Origin of the sequence: Winogradskyella pacifica (assembly GCF_013403915.1) — a bacterium.
In the GTDB taxonomy this organism is placed as follows: Bacteria; Bacteroidota; Bacteroidia; order Flavobacteriales; family Flavobacteriaceae; genus Winogradskyella; species Winogradskyella pacifica.
Genome location: NZ_JABFDI010000004.1, coordinates 239736 through 258342 on the forward strand (window position 1 = coordinate 239736; position 18607 = coordinate 258342).

Consider the following 18607-nt stretch of genomic DNA (forward strand, 5'->3'; position numbering starts at 1 on the left):
ATTTTAGTCATAGGTATTAGACTTCTATCAATTCTAAACTTTATAAAAACCCTATAACGTTAAGTAATTATGTTTGCATAGAAACCCATTAAAACAATAAAACTTCTATCTTTGCGAACGTTTTAAAACACCAAAATAAAGCAGAATTATGACCCTTCAAGAGACTTTAGAATTACATGTAAAAGCAGCGATAAAAGCGTTGTTTCAAGCGGAATTAGAATCAGTAGAATTTCAAGCGACTCGCAAAGAGTTTGCAGGAGATGTTACGGTTGTTGTTTTTCCAATGTTACGTGTCGTAAAAGGAAATCCTGTTGTTATAGGCGAACAAGTTGGTCAATATTTATTAGACAATGTAGAATTAGTCAAAGGTTTTAATGTTGTTAAAGGCTTTTTAAATATAGAAATTAGTGATTCATATTACTTAGATTTCTTCACATCTATAAAAGGAAATGATGCTTATGGTTTTGTGGATCAAAAGGATGATAAAGCTGTTATGGTAGAATATTCGTCACCAAACACAAACAAACCTTTGCATTTAGGACATGTAAGAAATGTACTCTTAGGGTATAGTGTTGCTGAAATTTTAAAAGCTTCAGGAAAAAAAGTTTATAAAACTCAAATCATTAACGATAGAGGTATTCATATTTGTAAGAGTATGTTGGCTTATCAGAAATTTGGTCAGAATGAAACCCCAACAGAAGATTTAAAAGGAGATAAACTTGTTGGAAATTACTATGTAAAGTTTGACAAAGAATATAAATCTGAAATTTCAGAATTAATGGCTCAAGGTCAATCTGAAGAAGATGCTAAAAAGAATGCACCTTTATTAGTAGAAGCACAGCAAATGCTACTAAAATGGGAAGCAGGAGATGAAGACGTTGTTGCACTGTGGAAAAAAATGAATCAGTGGGTTTATGATGGTTTCGATGTTACTTACAAAAATATTGGTGTCGATTTTGATACCTATTACTACGAAAGCAATACGTATTTATTAGGAAAAGAATTTGTTGCTGAAGGTTTAAAAACGGGTGTTTTTGAACAAGATGCTGATGGTTCTGTTTGGTGCGATTTAACCGAAGATGGTTTAGATAGAAAAATTGTGCTTAGAGCAGATGGCACAGCCGTTTACATGACGCAAGATATTGGTACAGCCATTCAGCGAATTAAAGATTATCCTGATGTTGGTGGTATGGTTTATACGGTTGGTAACGAGCAAGATTATCATTTTAAAGTGTTATTCTTAATTTTGAAAAAATTAGGTTTCGATTGGGCTAAAAATCTATTCCATTTAAGTTATGGTATGGTAGATTTACCAAGCGGAAAAATGAAGAGTAGAGAAGGAACCGTTGTAGATGCTGATGATTTAATCCAGGAAATGGCAGATACTGCTGAAGATATTTCTAAAGAATTAGGAAAGCTAGAAGAGTACTCAGAAGAAGAAAAGCAGACCCTCTACAAAACTATAGGTTTAGGGGCTTTAAAATATTACATCTTAAAAGTAGATCCTAAAAAGCGAATTTTATTCGATCCTAAAGAGTCTATCGATTTTCAAGGGAATACAGGGCCGTTTATTCAATATACTTATGCTAGAATTCAGTCTATTTTAAGAAAGGCTAATGTGGATGATATTGGCGCTTCGACTTCGCTAAGCGACCACATAACACTTCATGAGAAAGAGAAACAACTTATTAAACAATTAGAACAATTTCCAGTCATCATACAAAATGCAGCAGAACAGCATAGTCCTGCATTGATTGCCAATTATACTTATGATTTGGTAAAGGATTTTAATTCGTTTTACCAGAATGTATCGATTCTTGGAGCAGACTCTGATTTAGAAAAGAATTTAAGAGTGGCATTGTCTAAAACAGTAAGTCAAACTATTAAAAATGCTTTTAAGGTCTTAGGGATTGAGGTTCCTGAGCGTATGTAAAATTGTAATTTCTAAAATTAACAGTAGTACTTTTTTAATCCGTTTTGCGATCAATTTTAAGAATTGAATAGGTAGGGTGATATTCGATATTAAGAAATTAACATGTTGAATAGAAGTGTGTTCTGTGCTTTTTTGTATCTTAGGTAAGGTTATAATGTTCATTAAATCTTACTGTCATGGAAAAATCTTATACTTTAAAACGTTGCGCTAGTACACTTTTATTAGTCTTATTTGTACTCTTTTCTTTAAGTGCTCAAACGGAGTTTAAGGAGTATCACGGTAGGGTTGTCGATGGTAGAACTAACAAAACGATAGAGGCTGCTAATCTTAGTATTAATACTACAAACATTAGTACGATTACAAATTCTGAAGGTGAATTCTCGTTAAAAGTTCCAAATAATTATTTAGATTCCAAAGTTGCCGTTTCTTTTTTAGGTTATACGACTTATGTTGTACTATTATCTGAATTATCTGACGATAATCAAACAATTGAGTTGTATGAGGTAATTACCGAGTTATCTGCTGTAAACATCGCGGCATATAAAAATGCATCAAATTTAATTAGAAAAGTGTTTTTCGGAAAAAGTGAAAATAAAGATGAAGAGTCTGTTTTTATGACTGCTTTTTATAGAGAAACTATTAAACGCAGAAATAGAAATGTGTCCTTAACGGAGGCTGTTGTTAATATTTTAAAACAACCAAATTGGACACCACAACGTGATGATATTCAACTTGGAAAAGCTAGGAAAAGTACAGATTACACACGCTTAGATACGGTGTCTGTAAAGTTGCAAGGTGGTCCGTTTTCTACGATGTATTTAGATATTATGAAATATACTGAATATCTTTTTACAGAGGAAAGTATTAATGGGTATGATTTTACTTTTGATAAACCTTCAACTTTAAATAACAGAGCTGTTTTTGTTGTTGATTTCAGTCCTAAGAATAAACAACTTACTGTAAATTATAGTGGCAAACTTTTTATTGATGTAGAGTCGTTAGCCTTAGTTAGTGCAAATTACTTTTTAGATTTGAGTAATAGGGATAAAACTAAAAATCTTTTGGTTAAAAGTAAACCTAGGGATGTTGAGGTTTATCCTTTAGAGGCGATTTACAAAGTAGATTATAAACAAAAAGATAATAACTGGTATTACAGTTATTCTAATTTAAGCTTAACGTTTAAGGTGAATAAAAAACGCCAACTCTTTAATAAAGTTTACACATTATCTAGTGAAATGGCAGTAACAGATTGGGAGGTGAATAGTACAGGTGAAAAAATTAAAAATAAAGATAAACTACGTCCTTCTGTAATTATTACTGATGCTATTTCAGGATTTTCAGATCCAAATTTTTGGGGTGAATATAATCTCATTGAGCCAGATAAGTCCATAGAATCAGCCATTGATAAAATTAGAAAGAATATTGAAAAGGAAAAAGATCGAGAAAGGAAGAAAAATACCAATATTAAATAAAAGGATTATATAAATTAAGTCTGATTCTATATCGAGTTTTTTTTTAAATCCAATTTTAATAGCGGTTTGCACTTAAAAGTTGATTCTAAAACTTAAGTTAGGTGTGAGTTTTAAGGATTTGTTGTTTATCTCTACTATAGCGTTAGCAGAATTAAATGTGTAAAACCGATTAATTATGTTGGTTTGATTAAAAATGTTCCAAATGGAAGCACCGACCTCTGCATTAACACCTTTTGATAGTTTCAATTTATATATAGCTGAAATGTCGGTTCTAAAATAATCATCCAATCGAGAGCTATTAGGTGTGTTGTATTCTATAGTAGAATTACTGTCAACTTGAAGGGCTAGAGGAGCGGTAAAAGGTCTGCCCGAATGCCAATTAAACCCTATACCAATCTTAAGTTTTTCGCCGTTATAAGTAAGTGAAGAATTAACCACATGTCTTAAATCAATAGTATTAGGGAATGATGTACTACTATTAATCTCGCTAAAATTGTAATCGTTTTTACTATACGTATAACTTAGCCATGTGCTAAAGTCTTTAAAACGTTTATTAATAAGGAAATCTATGCCTTTTACAGTATAATGTCCCGTATCCTTAGTAAACTGAAATTGATTCTGAAACCCTTGGCTGCGTGCAGTAATATTATTGACTCCTTTGTAGTAACCTTCTATAGAAACCAATAAATTGTTTTGATTATAACTTACACCAACCGAGGCTTGTTCACTAGTTATTAACGGAACATCGTTACCATTAGCCAATTGCCATCGTCGTTTTTCTATCCCAAAAAAATCTTGTTGTAAATCAATTATTTGGGTTATAGATTGACTCTTCAATTCTCCTAAAACTTCTAATCTAAAATAGTCTAGAAATTTATAATTTATTGAAAATCGAGGTTCAATTAAAAATTCAGCCAATTTACCAAAGTAACTAATTCTAGAACCTAGCCTAATAGAAGTCTCACGCGACGGAGAGTACCATTCTATTTCTCCAAATAACGCATGAGTTCTAATAATTTCCTTTACTAAACTGGTGTAATTTGGATTGGTGACATCTTCAAAATTAGTGACTGCAACATCATTAAACTGATAGCCACTATTAAAGTTAATGTCTTCGCTAACTGTTTTTGAAAGGTCTAATCTAAAGCCGAAATCTTCAACTTTATTCTCCTGAGTTAATAATTGGTTTTTAGTAACATTATTATTTTTAGCATCTAAATCATAGTTTGAATAATAAACTTGTGCCGAGAGATTGACATCACTATTTATTAGTTTTGAATAGGTTGCACTTGCTCCATAACTCGTTTGATTTAACTTGCTTTTTGTCTCCTGAAAATCATTATCAGCTGATGTGAATACTTGATTATAATCTAGGTCATTAGACATGCTCATTATATTAATGCGCAATTTTGAGGTGTTATCAATATCGTATAGAAATTTAGCATTGAAATCGTAGAATAAAAAACGTTCATCTTGTGCTAAAAGCATATTTATATTTGAAGACGTATTTAATTCTGAGTCTTTAAAAATGCGGTCAAAATAAGAATCATAAGTTTTGGAAACCAAAAGATCTGTATAAGAACGTCTTGCAGACAGTTGCAGCTCCGTTTTGTTTGATAGTGGTATTTTTGCATAACCATCTACGCTCAACATATCTCCACCAATTCCTGCACTCGTTTTATTATCTAAATTATCCGAGTTTTTTATAGCGATGGTACTCGATACGGCGTTGCCAAATTTAGCACTAGTGCCATTCTTAGAAATAGTAATGTTCTCTGATAAATACGGATTGAAGGCCGATATTAACCCGAAAAAATGTCCGGATTGGTACATGCGTATCCCTTCGTACAGAATTAAATTTTGGTCATTGGTGCCACCTCTAACATTGATATTAGAAATGCGTTCGTCTACACTCATAATGCCTGGTAAGTTTTGTACAATCTGAAGGACATCTGGTTCAATCAATCCCGGAAGAATATCAAAGGCTTTTGTGTTCGCTTTTACACTTCCATCATTCGTTTTTGAAATCCCTTTGGTAAGATAATTTATGATTACAACTTCTTTTAGCTGTTGTACTTTGTTTAGGATATTTAGTGCTGTCTTTACGGTAATAACGATAAACCTATCATTCAGCATTTTAAAATTAAGATTGGTAACACGATTTAAGTGATCTAATATCTGTTCTATTGACAGGTCATTAGATAATGGACTAATTAAAATAGTTTCAACCGTTTTGGTTTCAAAAGAAAATTTAACGTCGTGCTGCTTCTCTATGTCTAGAAGAATTTGGACAAGCGATTTTTCGTCTTGTTGTTCCTGACAGAAAGTAAGGTTACAAAAGGCAATCGATAAACAGTAGAAAATTAAACAAAGTAATTTTTTATTCACGCTTTAGTAAAATAGATTCTCCAGATTGGCTGTAGCTTAAATTTAATGGTATTGTGACAGACTTCAATGCTAAATCTAAATTATTATGTGTAAAACTTCCTGTGAACAAACGCGAAAGATCAATATTCTCTGTAATTATGTTTTGCTTGTATTGGTTTTTAAACTCTGCAATCACATATTTTAAAGGAACACTTTTAAAGCTACTTTCACCACGCAACCATTGTGGTTGCATAGCGTTTTCTTTTTCATTAGCAAGTAGTTTCCCATCAATGATTTTAAAAGTATCTCCAGGTTTTAATGTTGTGGTGTTGTGCTTATGAGTTACGGCAACCAAACCTTCGTAACACGTAACTTCAAAATAAGATTCGCGTTGTTTTATATTAAATTGAGTCCCTAAAACACTAACAATTCCATCTGTAGTAATGACGTCAAATTTCTTTCCCTTTGCAACTTTAAAAAATGCTTCACCATGTAATTTTAATTCTCTATTGTCGCTCCAATCTTTCTTGTTAAAAGTTAGTGTTGAATTTGAATTCAAAGCCACCGTAGAGTGATCTGGTAGTTGCACAGTGGTTTGTTCTGCTATTACTGTATTAACGTGGGTGTCTAGCGTTGTGGTATAATAATAAATACTGAATCCGATGGCTAAAATTGCAGCGATTTTAAGGAAAGGTTTTAACCAGTGGTTTAAATTCGATTTCTTAACTTCGAGATTCGTTTTTAGAGTTTCGTAAGTTTGGTCAATAGAGAAATCAGGAGCTTTAAAGTGCTTTAAAGCCTCGTTCATTTTAATAAGTTCGTTATAATCCTCTAGCTGCTCAAAAGCATTCTGCTCTTCAGTATTTAGATTATGATCTAACCATTTTTTTATGAGTTCTTCTCTTTTCATAATGTGATTTCAGGTATATAACAACTTACTTTTTAAAATCCCTACTTATTTAAGTTCTAAAGTTCATCAATATCTTCTCTTAACTTCTTTAAAGCGCCGTAAATGCGTTTTTCTACTCCTTTTACTGAGATATCTAATAGTTCTGCAATTTCTTTAAACCGTTTGCCTTCAACTCTATTCATTAAAAACGCAACACGCTGAGCTTCTGTTAATTTACTTAATGCCGTTTGTAATTTTTGATGGTATTCTTTTTCTTGCAAGAGGAACTCAGGTGTCTCGTTAGTACTCGTTTTTTGAGGTTTATTGTTATACCTTAAGACGACTTTTTGATGCGCAAAAGCATTCAGCATTAAATTATTGGCAGTAGTAAATAAATAGCTTTTAGCTTTGTTTGGAGCAACTTTGCCGCAATTTTGCCATAGTTTTATAAAAGCTTCCTGAACTTTATCTTCCGGGTTTAAGTGGTCTCCAAACTTGTAGTATAAAAAATCATGCAGATTTTTGGAGTGCTTTTTATATAAGCGCTCAAATAACTGTGATTCACAGATGTTATCTTGTAAGGATTTACTCATAGTTTTATCAGGCCCACAAATTATAAATAATATTTTAAATAATTGAGGTAGGAAATATAGAGTGCTAACTGTTTTATTATAAATAGTAAAGCATCATCTGATGAAAACCAAGTCTAAACACCTATTTATATCTTTCCTTTTTGCCCTTTTGTGCTTTACTTCTTGTCAAGAAGAGATTACTGAAATAAACATTCCAAACGATCAAGAAGCCATTGTTCCAAATTCTACATTAGTTAGCCTAATGAGCAGAACGACTGCGAACTTTGGTGCTGCGGATAATATTTTAGATAATGTAAGTTGCTTTTCTGTAGAATTGCCAGTTACCATTGTAATTACAGATATAACACTAATTATTGAAACCTTATCTGATTTAGAACAACTCGAAAGTTTATTGAGGGATGCATCAAATGATGCTAATTTAGATTTTATATTTCCGATTACGATCATTTTTAATGATTATAGCCAGGTGGTGATTGAAAATGAAGATGAACTTGAAAGTTTTATAAACGAATGCGTAGCTAATGAAACAGATGTTATTAATTGTGTCGATTTTGTATACCCTATTTCTTTTTCTGTTTTTAATTCAGAATTCAACCTAATTGATACTGTAATAATTGAAAATGATGAAACTTTATATGGTTTTCTGAATGGTTTAGAAGATGATGATAATGCCGTTATAGTTAGTTTGAATTTTCCGGTTACCTTAAACTATACCAATGGTGAAACGATTGAAGTTAATACAAATCAAGAATTAGCAGAAGCGATTGAAGCTGCTGGTAATGATTGTGATGCTTCTAATTGTATAGAAGAATCTTTAGAATCAAATTTAATAGAATGTCAATGGGAAATTACGACATATTCAAGTTTTCCTGAATTTACGGGAATCGATTTCGTTTTTTATTCAAATGGCACATTCGATATTTATCAGGATGGTGGCACTTTTAATGTTGTTAGTAATTGGTCTATAATTTCAACGGCAGGTGAAACATACCTTTTTTTAGAAACAGATTTTGAAGATTTAGGAGGAGACTGGAAAATTATAGAATGTGATGATGCTACCATACGGTTTACAAAAGGTGAACAGACTATGGTGATTAATAAAGTATGTGAAGATGATTTAAATTGTTCTCTTACAGATATCAGTGCTATTTTGCAAGAATGCCCTTGGGATTTTAGCAATGGTACAGGTAATTTTGAAAACGATACAATGATTTTCAATTCTAATGGAGATTTGCAAATTTCGGAAGGATTGGCAGCTTCTGCAATAGGAGGTGGTTGGAATTTATCTCTTGCAGGCAACCAAGTTATAATCACATTTTCAGAATTAACAGCGTTTCAAGATACGTTAGAAGGCGATTGGACAATTGTAGAATGTGATACGGGTAGAATTGTATTACAGAAAGAAAATGAAACTTTGGTTTTAGAACAAAACTGTAATGGTGGTCTTTTCAGCTGTTTTGGTGATTTTGAGATTGTAACCTGTGAAGGTCCTAATAATGTTCCGGTATATAATCTAAGTGCAAATACAATAGGATTGGTAGTTTGTACAGAGAATTTTATGCCTTCATTTCATGCAACATTTAGTGATGCTCAAACAAATACAAATGCTATTGTAAATACAGAAGCTTATGAAACCTTAACAGCCCAAGTCTATTTGAGAATTGAAGCGGATAATGGTGATTTTGAAATTTTTAATGTCTATTTAAATACAGAAAATTGTAATTTATTTGAATGTTTTCAAAGCTTTAACGCACAATTAGAAATTTGTGATAATGGTTATGATGGTCCGTATCAGTTTAATTTAACTACAGCATTCGCCAATTGCACGCCAAGTGCTGATGCTGTGACGTATTATGAAATACAAGCTGATGCTGAAGCAGGAATAAATCAAATTATAACTCCAGAAGTTTACACCAATTTAGTTGTAGAACAAATAATATATGTAAGGGCTGAAATTAATAATCAATTCGAAATATTTACAATTCAATTATCCATAATAGATTGTAATGAGACGTGTTCAGAATCAGATGTGAGTAGCCTTTTAATAGACTGTACTTGGAATGTTGTTAACTACAACGGTAGTGATAATTTAATAGCATATAATTTTGATTTTGAGACTTCAAATCAAATTGTAGTGATATATACAGATGCATTGGTAATAGATGCGACGTGGTCAACATCGCAATCGAACGAAGGTGTTATTATAAATTTTTCAAATGTAGCTGGGCCAAATATTCAAGCCATAAACGGAAGTTGGTTAATTGTAGAATGTACAGAAAACCAATTAGTGTTGCATAATGTTAATGATAGCAGTATAGAGATTGTTCTAAACAGAACTTGTGAATAAAGAAACTAGAGGTTGTTAATTTTAGTAAGTTAAGTTGATTGAAAAGGGTCATTCGCCATGAGTGGCTCTTTCTGTTATCAATTAGTTTGTAGTGATTAGTCTTCGTTTTTTATCTAAAAATCATTTTATCAATTCCCATTCATAATTCCCTCATAAATTCTTAAATTTGCATCTTATTAAATAATACAGACTGCTTACTTGCAGGCTGCAAACTGAAGACTAGAAACATGTTCAATAATTTAAGTGATAAGTTAGATAAAGCGTTACACGTATTAAAAGGTCATGGTAGCATTACGGAAGTAAATGTTGCTGAGACACTTAAGGAAGTAAGACGTGCGCTTTTAGATGCCGATGTTAACTTTAAAATTGCAAAGGAATTTACAGTTCGTGTAAAAGAAAAAGCACTTGGTCAAGATGTATTAACAACATTACAGCCGGGTCAGTTAATGGTTAAACTCGTTAAAGACGAATTAACTGAATTAATGGGTGGCGATGCCGAAGGTATTAATCTTTCTGGTAATCCTAGTGTGATTTTAATGTCTGGTTTACAGGGGTCTGGTAAAACAACTTTTTCTGGTAAGCTGGCTAATTATTTAAAAAACAAAAAAACTAAGAAACCTTTATTAGTCGCATGTGATGTTTATCGTCCGGCTGCAATAGATCAGTTACATGTTGTGGGAGATCAGATAGGTGTTGAGGTTTTTAGTGATAGAGGGAATACCGATCCTGTGGCGATTTCTAAAGCTGGTATTGCGCATGCCAAAGCAAATGGTCATAATGTGGTGATTATTGATACCGCTGGTCGTTTAGCTGTCGATGAAGCTATGATGAACGAGATTTCGGATATTCATAAAGCCATTCAGCCACAAGAAACTTTGTTTGTTGTCGATTCTATGACAGGCCAAGATGCGGTGAATACAGCAAAAGCCTTCAATGATATATTAAATTTTGATGGTGTTATCCTTACCAAATTAGATGGTGATACACGAGGTGGAGCAGCAATTTCGATTAAATCCGTAGTTAACAAACCAATTAAATTTATTGGTACGGGTGAGAAGATGGAAGCAATTGATGTCTTCTATCCATCGCGTATGGCAGATCGTATTTTAGGAATGGGAGATGTCGTTTCTTTAGTTGAACGTGCACAAGAGCAGTTTGATGAAGAAGAAGCACGAAAATTACAGAAGAAGATTGCTAAAAACCAGTTTGGGTTTGATGACTTCTTAAAACAGATTCAGCAAATCAAGAAAATGGGTAACATGAAGGATTTAGTAGGCATGATTCCTGGTGCAGGAAAAATGATGAAAGATATTGATATTGACGACGATGCGTTTAAAGGTATTGAAGCGATTATTCATTCTATGACACCAGAAGAACGTTCTAATCCATCTGTTATAAATGCAAGTCGTAAAAAACGAATTGGTAAAGGTTCTGGTACATCTGTACAAGAAGTAAATCAACTCTTAAAGCAATTTACGCAGATGAGTAAGATGATGAAAATGATGCAAGGTGGAGGCGGAAAGCGTATGATGCAGATGATGCAGAATATGCCTAAATAAAGTTTACAGTATTTAGTCTTCAGTAGGCCGTCACAAAACGCAGTCTTCAGTTGACTTTTAAAAAATAATAAATTAATTAATTAAAGCTTCGCGCCATAGCGTCTTTGCAAGAAAACAATAACCAAAAGCATGACAATTTTAGACGGAAAAAAAGTAAGTAACGACATTAAAAACGAAATCAAAGCGGAAGTCGATAAGATGAAAGCTAATGATGAAAAAGTTCCGCATTTGGCAGCTGTAATTGTAGGTAACGATGGAGCGAGTTTAACCTATGTTGGTAGTAAAGTTAGGGCATGTGAACGTGTTGGTTTTGAATCTACAATGGTACGTATGTCTAATACAACTAGCGAAGTGGAGTTGCTAGACAAAATAGAAGAGCTTAATAATAACGCTGATATTGATGGCTTTATAATTCAATTACCATTACCGCCACAGATTAATACGCAGAAAGTATTGATGGCTGTAAACCCAGATAAAGATGTCGATGGTTTTCACCCGATGAACTTTGGGAAAATGGCTTTAGATATGTCTACTTTTATTCCGGCAACACCTTTTGGGATTTTAGAATTACTTGAACGTTACCAAGTTGAAACCAAAGGTAAGCATACCGTAGTAATTGGTCGATCTCATATTGTTGGTCGCCCGATGAGTATTTTAATGGGACGAAAAGGTTTTCCAGGAAACTCAACAGTAACCTTAACGCATAGTCATACCAAAAATATTACACAGATTACATCGCAAGCAGATGTTATTATTTCAGCATTAGGAGTGCCTAAATTTTTAAAGGCTGAAATGGTAAAAGACGATGTGGTAATTATTGATGTAGGAATCACAAGAGTAGCTGATGATTCTGAAAAAGGGTATTATATTACTGGTGATGTAGATTTTGAAAACGTGAGCAAAAAAGCGAGTTTTATTACACCAGTTCCTGGTGGAGTAGGACCAATGACTATTGCAATGCTATTAAAGAATACGTTATTGGCAAGAGAACAGCACAGAAAAAATCACAGATAATTTTAGATGGGTTTATTGGCGCTATTTATCGTTCTTTCAAAAGTCACGATAGGTAGTTTTCAACATATAATTCCGATTTTATGTGGAGTTATTGGGGCTGTTTTTGTAATTAGATATGCTAATAAGTCCTTCAGCTTAAAACAAAAACAAAAAGCGATTCATTATTTTGGATGGTTTGTGTCTCTAACACTTATAGGGTTTCATGTATATCGCATGCTTTTCGATAATTATAATTTTAAAACTGATTTACCGCTTTATCTCTGTAGTGTATTGGCTTTATTGATTCCTGTTTTTACGTATTATCGTAAGTATTGGATGTTTGAGATTTTAGTGTTTTGGATTATTGGAGGTACATTACAAGGTGTTATTACTCCGGATATTGCAAATGGATTCCCTAGTTTTGATTATTTTAGATACTGGACCGTACATTTAGGCTTACTATCTATAATATTTTATTTCATTTTTGTCTTTAAGATGAAACCAACCTTAAGAAGTGTTTTTAAATCTTTCTTAGCACTTCAGGTTTATGTGGTGCTTATGGTAGGGTTAAACTATGTATTGGACTCCAATTATTTCTACTTAAATGAAAAGCCAAAATCAGCTTCATTATTAGATTATTTTGGAGAATGGCCTTATTATATTATGGTAGGGCAGTTGATAATTATACCTTTGTTTTTGATGATTTACTTGCCGTTCCTTCTTTTAAATAAAAGAATGAAATCACTTAGCAAATAACTGACTCATATCTTTAAACGCTTTAAACTCTAAAGCATTTCCTGAAGGATCTTTAAAGAACATTGTCGCTTGTTCTCCTACTAATCCTTCAAATCTTATATAAGGTTCAATGATAAACGTTATGTCTTTCGACTTTAATAATTCGGCAAACTCTTTAAATGCTTCCCATTCTAAAACCACACCAAAATGCGGAACCGGTACAGCTTTACCATCTACTTCATTAGTGACGTCTTCTTCGGTTTGTTTTGCTTTAAAATGAATCACCAATTGGTGTCCAAAAAAGTTGTAATCAACCCAATGATCACTACTTCGTCCTTCTTCAAGTTGTAATACATTAGTGTAGAAATTTCTACATAATTCTAAATTATGAACAGGAATCGCGAGATGAAAAGGTGCTAAAGCCATTATTAACGTCTGTTATGTCTTGTGGTGTTCGCTTTGTTTGCTTCGTAAGTTTTTGTAGAATCAGCTATTAGTTCGTTTAAGCTTTGGAATTCTTCTTTTGTTAATTCTCTATATTGACCAGAAGACACATCAAGTTTTACATTCATTATCCGAATTCGTTTTAATGCTTGTACTTCATAATTACAATACTCACACATGCGTCGGATTTGCCTATTTAAACCTTGAGTTAATATGATACTGAAGGTGAATTTATCAATTTTTTTAACCTCACACTTATTGGTGTGCTTGTCTAAATCTTCTAAATAAATGCCGCCAGCCATACGCTCAATAAACGTTTGAGAAATTGGTTGGTCTACGGTGACGATGTATTCTTTTTCGTGATTATTGCTCGCTCTTAATATCTTATTGACAATATCTCCATCGTCTGTGAGCAGAATTAAACCTTCACTTGGTTTATCTAATCTTCCAACAGGAAAAATACGTTTAGGATAGTTAATGTAATCAATGATATTGTCTTTTTCAACGCGTGTATCTGTGGTGCAAACAATACCTACTGGTTTGTTAAAAGCTAAATACACAAAGTCTTGTTTGCGTTCTCCAATGATTTCACCATCGACTTTAACCACATCTTCAGATGCGACTTTTGTTCCCATTTCTGGTACAACATCGTTAATGGTTACTCGTCCTGCTTCAATTAATCGATCTGCTGCTCTACGAGAGCAATAACCAGCTTCGCTGAGGTATTTGTTTAGGCGTTTTAAATCTTCTGACATGGTGCAAAAATACGATAAAGATTAATCATTAATGAATTCAATAATCTGAGGTGTTAAAGACACATCCTTTAAGCCATGCCCAAAGCCAGTAGTGGAAATAAATTCAGCATTTTTATAGCGATTCGCAATTAATTGAGCATCCTCATAAGGAATAATGCGGTCTTTTTTATCGTGAATAATTAAACCTTTTGCGGTAATGGATTCTGTAAAGTTTGCAGCAGAAAAGTAAGCGACTGGCTGCCCAAAACGTTCAATAATTATATTATCTAACCCATTTGAAATTTTAGTGTTAAAACCCATCATAGATTTGTATCGGTCAAAAACACCTGTAAAATGTGCAGGCGCCCCTAATAGAACCATCTTTTTAATAGATGGTAATTGGTATTTATGCATATAAAAAACACAAGACATACCTCCAACGGAGTGACCAATTAGAACGTCTGGTTGAAATTTTTTAGCAACTATATTTATAAATTCAGAATATAAAATCGCATTAAACTGTTTGCCATCAGACCGTCCATGTGCAGGAGCATCTAAGGCAATAATGTTGTAATCTTGAGATCTTAAATCTTTTAATATATATTCCCAACGTGATGCATTACTCTCCCAACCATGAGCGAGTAAAACGGTTTTGCCTTTTCCGACCCAACGATAGGTTGCAATATCTAGATTATTATAACTTATTTCTTCATAAAAAGCCGAATCAATAATACGTTTTTGCTCGTCGTTGTAACGTCCTTTTCTCGGAGAAGCAAAAAGATTTATAGCTTTTTTAGCGGCATATTTAGAGGAAATTAAACTGGTTGCATTAAGGGCGCTACCAATGGATCTAATAACAAAACTACTCATATTTATTGGTCTTCTCTATTTACGGATTCAATTGAAAATGCAGGTAAGCAAACTGCTAAATATTCACAAGGTTCAGTGAATGGATTAGAATATTGTAAACGCGTATTTTTATCTACTTTAATAGATTGTCCTGCTTCTAGCACGATAATTTCATCGTCTATAATAAATTGTTTTTTGCCTTTAATGATAAACGTATATTCATCAAATTCTGGCGTCTGAAAAGGTTCTGACCAACCAGCTGGCGCAACCATATGGGCAATGCTTATTTCTGAGTTGCCATCTGTAGCCTTTCCGAAATGCTCTTTTATAATCTTACCATCTTCGGTAGGAACTATAAATGGGCTATTTTGGATTGTATATTTTTGTTTTTTCTGCATATTTATCAACTATCAACTATCAACTATCAACTATCAACTATCAACTATCAACTAATCTACCAATGTACCATAAAATATTTAATCTTCGCTTTTCCAGGGATTTGAATCGGGTCAATGGTCATACCCATGTCAAAACGCATGCTTGCCGGTAATTCTTTTTTATCAATCGTAAACGAGGCATTAATTTCATTTACAGAAACGACAATAACATTAATAAGGTTGTCAACTTTTGAAATCTTATAAGCTTCACTTATATCTTTATAAGTACTTAAATTAGAAATGTTTTTATCGGTGTTGTAACGTGAATCAATGATGTTAACACTAGAAATTACCGAAGTCGAATCTAAAGCTTCTCTAGGAGATAGATCTAAGAGTTTTTTGCCTCCTTTTTCAAAAATTTCAATGGTATTAACAGAGCCTATAAATTCATCTCCAGCAATGTATCGAACAACAGAATCATTAACGAAAATGGCGTCTAATTCTTTTACCTGAGTAGAGTCTGTTAATAAACCGATATGATTTTTAGTAATTTTAAAAGGGTTTGGTGCTTTTTCGTTAGCACAACTAGATAATAAAATAGCACAAGTTAGTGCTGTAAATAGGGTGTTTTTCATTCTAAAGTTAGTATCTATTTTTTAATCATTTTACTTATTATTCCTAAAACTCCACGGATTACCGTTGCACTAGTCAATACTTTTAATATAGGATTCATTCCGTTGCTACGACTTCTACTTGTACTGGTTCGCCTTTTGCTTTCAGCGCGTTTTAAAGCTTCTTTTTCTTCTAAAGCTTTTAGTTTGGCTTCTTCAGCTTCGGCTTGCTCAATCTTTTTATTCAGCATTTCGTAAGCACTTTCTCTATCAATTTCTTGATTGTATTTTTTAGCTAATTTTGATTCGGCTAATAAACCTCCTAATTCAGATTCAGTCAAGATATCCATTCTGCTCATTGGAGCACGCAACATGGTTGCTGCTAATGGAGTCGGTTTTCCTTTTTCATCTAATGCCGAAACTAAGGCTTCTCCAATTCCCAAGGACGTTAATACTTCGGCCGTGTCATAATAATCTGTATCAGGATAATTCTGAGCCGTTAATTTTATAGCTTTTCTGTCTTTTGCCGTAAAGGCTCTTAATGCATGTTGTACTTTTAAACCTAGTTGCCCCAAAACGGCTTCTGGTACATCCGTTGGATTTTGAGTTACAAAATAAAGTCCAACTCCTTTACTACGAATGAGTTTTACAATACTTTCAATTTGATTTAACAAAGCACTAGAAGCTTCATTAAAAATTAAATGTGCCTCATCAATAAACATAATAAGTTCTGGTCGGCCACTATCTCCTTGTTCAGGAAATGTAGAGTAGATCTCCGCCAATAAACTCAACATAAATGTTGAGAATAATTTAGGCTTATCTTGAATATCTGTCAGTCTAATGATATTAATATAACCACGACCATTTTCATCAATACGTAATAAATCTTGCGTATCAAATGAGGTTTCACCAAAAAAAACATCACCACCTTGTTGTTCTATCTCAACAAGCTTTCTTAGAATAGCACCTGTTGAAGCCGTTGAAATACGGCCGTAGGCGTCTTCAAATTCTTCCTTCCCTTCATTAGTGGCGTATTGTAGGATTTTCTTGAAATCTTTAAGGTCTAATAATGGTAAATGGTTGTCATCACAGTATTTAAAAATCACAGAAATTATTCCTGCTTGGGTTTCTGTAACATCTAATATTCTCGAAATTAAAACAGGTCCAAATTCACTTATTGTAGCTCTTAAGCGCACTCCATCTTGTTCAGATAAGGTCATTACTTCTACAGGAAATGCTTTAGGTTCAAACGGTAGTCCAATTTGCGCATGACGTTCATCAATTTTTGCATGACCAGGACTTGGTTTTGCTAATCCGCTTAAATCTCCTTTAATGTCCATGAGTAAAACAGGAACACCTTTTTCGGATAAATTTTCTGCTAAGACCTGTAATGTTTTTGTTTTTCCAGTACCTGTTGCTCCAGCAATAAGGCCATGTCTATTCATGGTTTTTAAAGGAACATTTACAAACGTATTTGTAATGGTTTTACCGTCTAACATGGCAGAACCCAAAGTAATAAAGTCGCCTTTACAAGTGTTTCCTTCGTTAATCTCTTTGACGAAAGCTTCAGTCTTATTCATTGATCAGAAAATTTCTATAAAAATAATGTAATTTTAATCAAGTATGAAATAGTTTTTAGTCTCAGTTAGCACTGACAGTATTCAGTCGTAATCTTCAGTCACAGTTTGTAGTTGCTGTTTCAGTATTCAGTTTTGTATTTTAAGTTTTGAACGTTGCGTCTTTGCTCTTGGTGAGTTAAAAAAGATTTTAATAGGCGAACTTCTAATCACTAAAATTACTGTAAACTGAGACTGAGACTGAAAACTAAATAACTATCTTTGCACACTTATGACAAGAAGAGAACGACAAGAGTTAATAGATAAAGGGTTACTGTTGCCTTTGATGGAAGAGTTTTACACCATTCAAGGTGAAGGTTTTCATAAAGGAACAGCTGCATATTTTGTGCGAATTGGTGGTTGCGATGTAGGCTGCCATTGGTGTGATGTTAAAGAAAGCTGGTTGGCAGAATTACATCCTCCGACAGAAACAGAAAAAATTGTAGAAAATGCTGTAAAATATAGTGATACTATCATTGTTACAGGTGGAGAGCCTCTAACTTGGGATATGGGGCCTTTAACGGCACAATTAAAAGCGAAAGGTGTACAAACACATATTGAAACGTCTGGTGCTTATAAATTGACAGGACAATGGGACTGGATTTGTCTATCTCCAAAGAAAATGAAATTACCTACTGAAGAGGTCTACGAAAAAGCGCATGAACTTAAATGTATTATTTATAATAATGACGATTTTAAGTTTGCAGAAGAGCAAGCGGATAAGGTAAATAAAGATTGTATTTTGTATTTGCAACCCGAATGGAGTAAGCGCGATAAAGTAATTCCGAAAATCGTTGATTATGTGATGGCTAATCCGAGATGGAAAGTATCATTACAAACACATAAATATTTGAATATTCCTTAGTTTCAGTCTTCAGTCTTCGGTCTTCGGTCTTCCGATTAGGTTTTTGTTGCTGTATTGAAATTTAATGCTTTTAACTTAAAAAATAAAGTATAAAAAAAGTTCCGAGATTTTCAATTATCCTCGGAACTTAATATTTTTGAGCTAACAGCTAACAGCTAACAGCTAACAGCTAACAGCTAACAGCTAACAGCTAACAGCTAACAGCTAACAGCTAACAGCTAAC

Annotated in this window: 16 protein-coding genes; 7 read left to right on the plus strand and 9 right to left on the minus strand. The window is 33.3% G+C overall.

Going from position 1 to position 18607, the window contains the following annotated elements:
• Positions 1–148: 148 nt before the first annotated feature.
• Together argS and HM984_RS05780 are read left to right on the plus strand one after the other, a co-directional pair.
• A complete protein-coding gene (gene argS, locus HM984_RS05775; RefSeq protein ID WP_179348471.1) occupies positions 149–1933 on the plus strand; it encodes an arginine--tRNA ligase in 1785 nt (594 codons plus the stop codon).
• 176 nt (positions 1934–2109) lie between these two features.
• Positions 2110–3405 (plus strand): carboxypeptidase-like regulatory domain-containing protein, encoded by a 1296-nt coding sequence (locus tag HM984_RS05780; protein WP_179348472.1) that lies wholly within the window; start codon positions 2110–2112, stop codon positions 3403–3405.
• Between the two features lie 72 nt (positions 3406–3477).
• Here the strand turns inward: HM984_RS05780 and HM984_RS05785 are convergent, their stop codons facing one another.
• From HM984_RS05785 to HM984_RS05795, 3 genes are read right to left on the minus strand one after another with little or no spacing between them, the layout of a single operon-like run.
• Positions 3478–5793: a TonB-dependent receptor plug domain-containing protein gene (locus HM984_RS05785; RefSeq protein ID WP_179348473.1), complete on the minus strand. Its 2316-nt coding sequence runs from the start codon at positions 5791–5793 to the stop codon at positions 3478–3480.
• Entirely contained in the window at positions 5786–6682 is an 897-nt protein-coding gene (locus HM984_RS05790) for a FecR family protein (protein ID WP_179348474.1), read from the minus strand. The genes HM984_RS05785 and HM984_RS05790 overlap by 8 nt, the downstream gene beginning before the upstream one ends.
• Positions 6683–6738: 56 nt before the next feature.
• Entirely contained in the window at positions 6739–7254 is a 516-nt protein-coding gene (locus tag HM984_RS05795; protein ID WP_179348475.1) for an RNA polymerase sigma factor, read from the minus strand.
• Between the two features lie 100 nt (positions 7255–7354).
• Between HM984_RS05795 and HM984_RS05800 the strand changes: the two genes are divergently transcribed.
• From HM984_RS05800 to HM984_RS05815, 4 genes are all read left to right on the plus strand, one after another.
• Entirely contained in the window at positions 7355–9601 is a 2247-nt protein-coding gene (locus tag HM984_RS05800) for an FIDD domain-containing protein (RefSeq protein ID WP_179348476.1), read from the plus strand.
• Between the two features lie 227 nt (positions 9602–9828).
• The gene (ffh, locus tag HM984_RS05805; RefSeq protein WP_115810967.1) at positions 9829–11160 is read left to right on the plus strand and encodes a signal recognition particle protein; all 1332 of its coding nucleotides are present in this window, start codon (positions 9829–9831) and stop codon (positions 11158–11160) included.
• 129 nt (positions 11161–11289) lie between these two features.
• Entirely contained in the window at positions 11290–12174 is an 885-nt protein-coding gene (locus tag HM984_RS05810; RefSeq protein WP_115810965.1) for a bifunctional 5,10-methylenetetrahydrofolate dehydrogenase/5,10-methenyltetrahydrofolate cyclohydrolase, read from the plus strand.
• Positions 12175–12180: 6 nt separating this feature from the next.
• Positions 12181–12909 carry a YwaF family protein gene (locus HM984_RS05815; RefSeq protein ID WP_179348477.1) on the plus strand — a complete coding sequence of 243 codons (729 nt, stop codon included), beginning with the start codon at positions 12181–12183 and terminating at the stop codon, positions 12907–12909.
• Here HM984_RS05815 and HM984_RS05820 read toward each other — a convergent pair.
• From HM984_RS05820 to HM984_RS05845, 6 genes are read right to left on the minus strand one after another with little or no spacing between them, the layout of a single operon-like run.
• Positions 12895–13314, minus strand: a complete 420-nt coding sequence (locus tag HM984_RS05820) for a VOC family protein (protein WP_218845022.1) — start codon at positions 13312–13314, stop codon at positions 12895–12897. The genes HM984_RS05815 and HM984_RS05820 overlap by 15 nt on opposite strands.
• A gap of 2 nt (positions 13315–13316) precedes the next feature.
• Entirely contained in the window at positions 13317–14087 is a 771-nt protein-coding gene (locus tag HM984_RS05825) for a pseudouridine synthase (RefSeq protein ID WP_115810959.1), read from the minus strand.
• Between the two features lie 21 nt (positions 14088–14108).
• Positions 14109–14936: an alpha/beta fold hydrolase gene (locus tag HM984_RS05830; protein WP_179348478.1), complete on the minus strand. Its 828-nt coding sequence runs from the start codon at positions 14934–14936 to the stop codon at positions 14109–14111.
• A gap of 2 nt (positions 14937–14938) precedes the next feature.
• Positions 14939–15313, minus strand: coding sequence for a cupin domain-containing protein (locus tag HM984_RS05835; protein WP_179348479.1), 375 nt, complete (start codon positions 15311–15313; stop codon positions 14939–14941).
• 56 nt (positions 15314–15369) lie between these two features.
• Complete coding sequence (locus HM984_RS05840) at positions 15370–15927, minus strand: hypothetical protein (RefSeq protein ID WP_179348480.1); 558 nt, start codon at positions 15925–15927, stop codon at positions 15370–15372.
• Between the two features lie 14 nt (positions 15928–15941).
• The gene (locus HM984_RS05845) at positions 15942–17483 is read right to left on the minus strand and encodes a helicase HerA-like domain-containing protein (protein ID WP_179348481.1); all 1542 of its coding nucleotides are present in this window, start codon (positions 17481–17483) and stop codon (positions 15942–15944) included.
• Positions 17484–17751: 268 nt separating this feature from the next.
• Between HM984_RS05845 and HM984_RS05850 the strand changes: the two genes are divergently transcribed.
• The gene (locus HM984_RS05850; protein ID WP_179335904.1) at positions 17752–18384 is read left to right on the plus strand and encodes a 7-carboxy-7-deazaguanine synthase QueE; all 633 of its coding nucleotides are present in this window, start codon (positions 17752–17754) and stop codon (positions 18382–18384) included.
• Positions 18385–18607 lie beyond the last annotated feature (223 nt).